This window comes from Rhizobium sp. CFBP 8762 (assembly GCF_014841565.1).
In the GTDB taxonomy this organism is placed as follows: domain Bacteria; phylum Pseudomonadota; class Alphaproteobacteria; order Rhizobiales; family Rhizobiaceae; genus CFBP-8762.
Genome location: NZ_JACYUD010000023.1, coordinates 1 through 1,058, shown reverse-complemented (window position 1 = coordinate 1,058; position 1,058 = coordinate 1). Strand labels below are relative to the sequence as shown.

Genomic DNA, 1,058 nt, shown 5'->3' with positions numbered 1-1,058 from the left:
AGAGGCAGTGAATCATAATCCATTCAAAACGAAAACTATTTTATGGGTATGTGACCTAGAGCTGTCCTTGATCTTGTCGAGTCACCATAGCTTAGAGCAAAATCCGAACAGCGTAAACCGCTAGGGACTTCCCAATTGTGTGAGGTATGATTCAGGTTGGCCGCCGGCGACGGGAGGCCGGTCAGATGGGCAAGTTGTTATCGATGGAACTGCGTGAGCAGGTTGTTGGCGCCATTTCGGGAAGCATGTCACGCTGGGCGGCCGCGGCGCGGTTCGGGGTGAGCGCGGCCAGTGCGGTGAGGTGGGCGCGCTTCAGCGTAATCAGGGAAAGCCGGCGGCCAAGCCGCAGGGCGGTTACACGCGCTCGGTCACGACCGAGGCCAGGGTGGCACGGATCTTGGCGCTGTACCAGGCGGCTACCGACATCACGCTTGCAAAGTTGCGCAGGGCGCTGGTCGCCGAGGGGATCGCGGTTACGTTGTCGATCCCGTGGCGGTTTTTCGGCCGCCACGGGCATACGCGTAGAAAAGACCAACCACGCACAAGAGCAGGACCGCCCCGACGTCCTGAGCGCGCGCGCCTGGTTCGATGGTCAGCTCGACCTCGATCAAGAGACACTGATCTTCGTCGATGAGTCGGGCGCCAGCACGAAGATGGCGCGCCGCTACGGACGCGCTCCACGCGGCGAGCGGCTGCGCATGGTCGTGCCGCACAGGCACTGGATCACAACCACGTTCGTCAGGGCTTTGCGGCTCTCGGGCACGACCGCACCGCTCGTCATCGACGGACCGATGACCGGGGCATGGTTCGAGGCCTGGGGTGCCCAAGCGCTCGCTCCAATGCTGAAACCCGGAGACATCGTGATCATCGACAACCTTTCCGCTCACAAGAGCGTCGCGGCCTGTAAGGCAATCGAGGCAAGGGGCGCAAGTCACCCCCGATGAGTGCGCCAACTACTCGGCTGCTGCCGGATACCATGCATACTGATCGGAATCTGCTCTAGGTCACATACCCATAAAATAGTTTTCGTTTTGAATGGATTATGATTCACTGCCTCT

General features: G+C 60.2%; 1 protein-coding gene. It reads left to right on the top strand.

Going from position 1 to position 1,058, the window contains the following annotated elements; genetic code table 11:
* Positions 1 to 431 precede the first annotated feature (431 nt).
* Positions 432 to 944: a transposase gene (locus IFT84_RS21835; protein ID WP_446737636.1), complete on the top strand. Its 513-nt coding sequence runs from the start codon at positions 432 to 434 to the stop codon at positions 942 to 944.
* Positions 945 to 1,058 lie beyond the last annotated feature (114 nt).